A 5,591-nucleotide genomic window follows, 5' to 3' on the forward strand; every position below is an offset into this window, starting at 1 on the left:
GGATAGCTGAACAGGGCTATTGATGCTTGAATAATGGATTTAGCGAATGGTTACATACGTTACGCCCCTGGATGATTCAACAAATTGAGAAAAAAGGCTTTTCCCCGGAGGAAGCGCAGGCAGTAGCGGATGACTTGATCAAACAGTCCGGTGGTAATGTAGAACATCTGCACCAGTCGGTCCGGAAAATTCGCCCAAGAGGTGCCCCGCCCAAACTCTCGGCAGAGCAGATGAAGCATAGGAACCAACAGTCACTCAAGGCATTGGGGCTTTCGGAAGGTGCCAGCCTGAATGATGTAAAAAAAGCCTACCAGTCATTGGTACTAAAGAACCATCCTGATAAAAACCCTGAGAACAATAAAGAGAGCGAAAAGATTTTTCAAATAATCACTGAGGCGAACAGGCACCTGACGGAAGATTCAGATTTGTTCAAAAGTCAACGTTAGCCAAGATGGTTTTGACCCTGTCGACCATTGCCTTGAGCTGGCCTGCATTTCTCTTTAATGGTATCCATATTTCCCTGTCCGGTTTTTACCGGGATGCATGGGGCTACCCAGTCGGCCCTGATTGCCGTCAGCCGATCTCTGGTATTGCCACTGGTGCTTGATCATTCTGTTCTGGAAAACTTTTGGGCTTGAAGGCGCATTTCTTGCCCCGCCGGTGGCCGAAATACTGACGTTTGCTCTCAGTGTTACCCTGTTCAACCCCCCAAATAATGGTGAGTAAGGATCTTGAAGCAGCGAATCATGAGGTCCGCAAGTCAGGAGCCTGTCGGTCTTGACACGGACAACGTGTTTTGCTTCTGAAAATCATGGTGCGGCAGGTACATCTGTCCGTGATGCAGCCTCAGGTAAGTCCGCCTTGCTTGAAACTGCTATGTTCTAATCTAAAAAAAACATTAGAAAAAGGAAACCATTTATGGAAGGTATGCATTACGTCGGCAACTCGCCAGCCACTACTAGCCTTTTAGAAGATAATTCCCAACCCCGGGGTAAGGAAGTAGCACCCAATAAAGCGTTCGGACGAGAAGTTAGTAAAGCTGATCCAGTCCCTGAAATGTCGCTTCGCCTCGTGTCGATTGGATTTAAAAATAAGAATCAGAATACCATTAGTTGGCACAACCTTGATGTGAAGAAACTGCCACGTTTTATCAAACGCTATTTAGGCAGGAGATATCTGAAAAAGCGCGACAATTATCTGAAAAACTGCATCAGAGCACAGGGCGTTCTTAATCAATTTATTCATATTTCTAGCCAGGCAGAAAGAAAAGCGCACCTTCGGCAGGAATGGACTAACTGGGCTGCCCATCAATTTCAGGGCAAAGGTTATGCCCCCTCTGTTGCCAAATTCATGGCAGAAAGGGCGTTAACTCAGTGCGATTCTGATTATGGCTCGGTGGCAGATAAGGTAAACGACACGCCAATGAACCCACACTCTGCCATTCGAGAGATTCAAGAGAAAAAATTTCAGTGGGCAATGGAGGACTTCACCGTCAAAGGCTACGACCTGGAAGCGTCTCGTGAGGCCATTGCAAATGCACTGAATACTGCTGGCTCAAACATTGACGGGTTTAAGCATTGGGTTAATCAAAAAGTTTCTCCAATTACCGGAAAAGCCAGCCAGCTACGCCCCCGGATGATTCAACAAATTGAGCGAAAAGGCTTTTCCACGGAAGAAGCTCAGGCAGTAACGGATAACTTGATCAAAAAGTCCGGCGGTAACGAAGATCTTCTGCGCCAGTCGGTCGAGAAAATGCGCCCAAAAGGTGTCCCGAGCACACTCTCTGCAAGCCAGATGCACCAGAAGAACGATTTCTCACTCAAAGTATTGGGGGTGACGCAAGCTTCCAGCCTGAAAGAAGTAACACGTGCCTATAAGATATTGGCACAAAGGTATAATCCAGATAGAAATCCTGACAACCTTGAGGAGAGTACCAGGATTTTTCAATTAATCACTGAAGCACACCGGCACCTGACCCAAGATTCAGATTTGTTTAAAAATAAACGTTAGCCAAGTGTATTGACCATGTCGACGGTGTTTGTCAACATGGTTGTCGTCTCAAATCACCCAGCTTGCCTTGGCTGACCGGCGACCGACCGGTCTGGATTCAGCCAGACTTCATCTTCCAGGTCCCGGTTACGGGTTGCCGTTTTACCGCAACGCTCCCGCTGCCGGTCCGGTCCGCTTTCAGTGTTTCCTGGCCTGGTATTCTCCGAGCAGATGGGTATGAGATTAATCGTTGTGCTCAATTACGTCATCAGTAAAGTCAGTCCTCCAGAACTTATAGCCCTGTACTGTTGCCTGGGCAGCCGCTCCCCAAATAGCTGACTGATAAATACGCACCCCATCTACATCGTATGAGGTATTGGCTGCTACCTGACCAACTTCATCTTTGTGGCGGGCACTGGCCTCTGCCCTGGCACCGGCATCCCAGCCATAATCTACAAAGCGCTTCATGGCAGTATTGGTCTGGAAGACATAGAGAAAGGCAACCTTTTTAAAGCCAATTCCTACACCGGCTCCAAGGGATGCAAAACGGTAATAATCCACCTTGTCACCGGTGTGAAAGGTGCAGATACCACCGCCTGTCGAAGCGGCAAACAGGTAGCTGTCACTGCCAGTACATACCAGATAGCCAATGCCTCTGGCTACGGCAGATCTGGCACCAGGGTGGTCAGCATATATTTCTGTCAATGCTTCCGAGGTGGCTTGACGGGCATTGGCTTTCTTGGCGGCGGGACTAGAGCCTGAAGCACAGGCAGTGAGAGTGACTATCGCTATCAGAAGGGGGAGGGACTTCATGGGGGGACTCCATCCACAAGGAAGGGAACGTACGGTGACGCTGAGAAACTGTCTAATAACGATTTTATACCGGATAAACTTAGTCTGGGATAAAAAATGAACAGTGGCAAGCCTCTTGAAAGCACGGATACCAGGGAGGCTGTCCGGGAATCTGTGCGGGCAACTGCTCCTGCGTTGCTCTGGCTCTTGCATCCATGCAGTCGTGCGGTTGCGATAAATTGGTCTGAAAATTTCTGCTTTTTCGTCAAATAGCCGTGCTACTTGTGCCCTTCAGAGTATTCTGAATCAGAAATGTTTATCCTCAATTTCTCGCAATCCTCGCTTTGGGCGCTATTCCCGGACAGCCTTCTCCCAAAGCCTCCCGGAGAAATTGAGTGTCAAAATTTTTCACGGAACCATTTCAGCTTGTCTGCATCTAAACAACATTTGAGTCAGACAGAGATTTGCGTGCATGTTACCCATACCAAACTTTCCAATTGGCAAGCCCTATGATGGCTCTATTGAGATAAGCATTGAACAGTCCTCAGAGAGTGAGGCCTGTGATAGCAGGTCAACTGGCATTGTCGTGCATATGTACACTGAAGATCTTTACCTGCGATCTCTCAAGGCCTGTGATGTCGATAACTATTGTGCCCTTATGGGGGATAAGGAAACGGTGAAAACATACGCTTCAGGTCAACCACTTCCGAAAGGGAGTGCCATACAGCGAGGAAACCGCTGGGTTAAAAGATGGCAGTCAGGTAACCCCTACAGTGCTTTGGCTGTTTTTAAAAGAAGCCCGGAGGCCACCGGTCAGGCTCAACCTTTTGTTGGTTATATTGTCGCAGGTGCAGGGGAGTGTATGTGGTATGGAGAACCGGGAAATTACGAGGGATATTCTGAAATGGCCGGGCTTGGGTATAAGCAATATCGCAATAAAGGTTTTGGTAAACAGGCTGCCGCGGCACTGATTAACAAAGCCATACCAGAGTACCAACAAAAAGGCTATGGGGTGGAAACCATTTTTTCTGAAGAAAGGACGCGTAAAGTATTGCCTCTGGGTTGGGTTACAGCGACGGCTGCTCCTGACAACATCGCCTCTGTCAAGGTATTAACCGGGTTGGGTTTTGAATGTAAAAAAGTCGAGGGTAATCAATACAATCGCACTGGCGGGGTGCGGGCGTTCTTTGCCTTGAAAGTATAAGTGGCTGGCCAAATGGAGTCGTATATTTCTGGCTAGGCGGGCAGTTATTATGCAAGGCGCAACCCCCTGTGCCAGCATAGCCGCAGGTGACAAAGTTGCAACGCCGCATGAATGCAGGAGCAGTTGCCGAGAGTGACTTAAAGCTTAGAAAATATGATTTCATTTGGTTAACTACTTAAAAAGGGGCGCAGAAAGCGCTGGGATAAACCCATAAAACTTTTAACTTGTCTGAAAGTCATATAACTAAAAAATTGCAATTCAAGCTTTCAGATTACAAGAAGGATAGTAACGTTGGAATATCGGTCTGTTGGGCGAATAAGCGAATCCGTTCTTGTTGGTGATGTGCCAGTCAGGGCAGAGCGGGCTTCATCGCCAAAGCGTGTAGATACCTGCCCTGGTGTAACCCCCAAACTACATATATCGTTACCTCCGATTCCCTTGCCTGACAAAGCCAGAACTGCATCCGTTCCCGCACTGGTCTCTCATGCCTTCGATTTTCGTTTTGTTGCCAGTGATCAGGAGGTTCGACGGCTGTTAGCTGCCAAGACCTGCGCTGAGCATCAGGATGTCATCCTTATTTCCCATCCCGACGACTTGTTACAGGCTAACCTGGTGAGCCGGTTGCGCATTGCCGACGATGGTCGCCACTCTGTGCTGCCAGGCAAGCTGTTTGAAAGTTCACAGCCACTAACCCTGGTGATGGATATTCGCCAGCTCACCAGCGAGGAACTGCCGAAATTTAACGATCTGCTGGACCCGGATACCCCCTGTCTGTACGACAAGGTCAGCCAGAAGAAACGCCCGTTGGGAGCGCATGTCGCCCTGCTGGTTCTGGCCGACCCGGCACAGTTGGCATCGGTTGGCCAGCGGGATGACGCACCGGGGGCTGATTTCTGGCGACGCATTAATCGACCGGGCAATACCTGGCAGTTCGAGACCGGCAATGACCAGGGCAGCGATGATGTTCCTCCGGTAGTGGCTGAATTCCCCTGTGCCATGACAAGCGCCATGGACGACGACAATACCGTACTTATTAACTGTCACTGGCACAGTAACTGGCGACAGTTGCTGCTGGGTGGCCCCGGAGTGAATCAACAGGGGCGAATCCAGCACCTGCCCGGCAGGCTTGAGCAATTGCGGGCCGGACAACGGGTGATTCTGAAAGGCGCCAACTGGAACGATCTGGCATTTGAACAGACCATACGACAGCTGTTAACGCATAAATGCTATGAGAGCAATGGGAATATCGGTCAGTTACCGGACGATGTTCAGTTTTATCAGATGCCGGTAGGGAACGACGAGCTTCATGCACTGTTCCGAACCATGTCCCGCTCTGGTGGCGCACCGGAAAACCCGATCATCATTAACCAGAGCAATATCATCGAATGGCTGAACCCCATTGCCATTGCCCCGCAGGGCCATGCAGTCCCTAACACCCGACTGTTGGAACACGTTCGGGCAGGTGGTGCAGTCACCGTCACGTCTCCTCTCACTGAGGAACTCTGGTTTCGTTTGCTGGGTTCACTGCAGACTATTGGCGAAACCACCGGCGTAGCACCCCGAGTTCAGGTGGCTCATTCAAGACGGCAGCCGAAAGCTCTGGGAT

General features: G+C 49.6%; 6 protein-coding genes. 5 read left to right on the forward strand and 1 reads right to left on the reverse strand.

The annotated features are described in order from the left end of the window. The first annotated feature begins 26 nt into the window (after positions 1 to 26). From KDK14_RS13520 to KDK14_RS13530, 3 genes are all read left to right on the forward strand, one after another. Positions 27 to 446 (forward strand): J domain-containing protein, encoded by a 420-nt coding sequence (locus KDK14_RS13520; protein ID WP_257265690.1) that lies wholly within the window; start codon positions 27 to 29, stop codon positions 444 to 446. Positions 447 to 451: 5 nt separating this feature from the next. Continuing rightward, positions 452 to 607, forward strand: a complete 156-nt coding sequence (locus KDK14_RS13525) for a hypothetical protein (RefSeq protein ID WP_257265691.1) — start codon at positions 452 to 454, stop codon at positions 605 to 607. A gap of 311 nt (positions 608 to 918) precedes the next feature. After that, on the forward strand, positions 919 to 2,010 hold the full coding sequence (locus KDK14_RS13530; protein ID WP_257265692.1) for a J domain-containing protein: 1,092 nt from the start codon (positions 919 to 921) through the stop codon (positions 2,008 to 2,010). Positions 2,011 to 2,232: 222 nt separating this feature from the next. Here KDK14_RS13530 and KDK14_RS13535 read toward each other — a convergent pair whose 3' ends face one another. After that, a complete protein-coding gene (locus KDK14_RS13535; RefSeq protein WP_257265693.1) occupies positions 2,233 to 2,802 on the reverse strand; it encodes a hypothetical protein in 570 nt (189 codons plus the stop codon). Between the two features lie 451 nt (positions 2,803 to 3,253). On the opposite strand from KDK14_RS13535, the gene KDK14_RS13540 reads away from it, so the two are divergent. Next, the gene (locus KDK14_RS13540) at positions 3,254 to 3,985 is read left to right on the forward strand and encodes a GNAT family N-acetyltransferase (RefSeq protein WP_257265694.1); all 732 of its coding nucleotides are present in this window, start codon (positions 3,254 to 3,256) and stop codon (positions 3,983 to 3,985) included. A 291-nt stretch (positions 3,986 to 4,276) separates the two neighbouring features. Beyond that, positions 4,277 to 5,591, forward strand: a 1,315-nt coding sequence (locus KDK14_RS13545) for a hypothetical protein (protein ID WP_257265695.1), incomplete at its 3' end; no start/stop codon positions are given.

The organism is Endozoicomonas sp. ONNA2, assembly GCF_024606365.1.
In the GTDB taxonomy this organism is placed as follows: domain Bacteria; phylum Pseudomonadota; class Gammaproteobacteria; order Pseudomonadales; family Endozoicomonadaceae; genus Endozoicomonas.

Bases quoted from the DNA above. Each gene is read 5' to 3' on its own strand.
- KDK14_RS13525 (WP_257265691.1), top strand. From the start codon at position 452: ATGGTTTTGACCCTGTCGACCATTGCCTTGAGCTGGCCTGCATTTCTC.
- KDK14_RS13530 (WP_257265692.1), top strand. From the start codon at position 919: ATGGAAGGTATGCATTACGTCGGCAACTCGCCAGCCACTACTAGCCTT.
- KDK14_RS13535 (WP_257265693.1), bottom strand. From the start codon at position 2,802: ATGAAGTCCCTCCCCCTTCTGATAGCGATAGTCACTCTCACTGCCTGT.
- KDK14_RS13540 (WP_257265694.1), top strand. From the start codon at position 3,254: ATGTTACCCATACCAAACTTTCCAATTGGCAAGCCCTATGATGGCTCT.